Here is a 256-nt window from a genome sequence, read left to right on the forward strand (position 1 = left end):
GACAACTAGGAGGTTGGCTCAGAAGCAGCCATCCTTGAAAGAGTGCGTAACAGCTCACTAGTCGAGTGGCCCTGCGCCGAAAATGTACCGGGGCTAAGCTGTCTGCCGAAAGCGCGGATTAAGTACTAGAGTATTTAGTGGTAGGGGAGCGTTGCATGTTCATTGAAGCATTACCGTAAGGGGATGTGGAGGACATGGAAGTGAGAATGCCGGTGTGAGTAGCGAGATGCAGGTGAGAATCCTGCACACCGAAAGC

General features: G+C 52.3%; 1 rRNA gene. It reads left to right on the forward strand.

What is annotated here, in order from left to right:
- A 23S ribosomal RNA gene (locus Afil_RS10900) occupies positions 1–256 on the forward strand; the annotation flags it as partial.

The sequence above is a fragment of the Allobaculum fili genome (assembly GCF_020969955.1).
Taxonomy (GTDB): Bacteria; Bacillota_I; Bacilli_A; order Erysipelotrichales; family Erysipelotrichaceae; genus Allobaculum; species Allobaculum fili.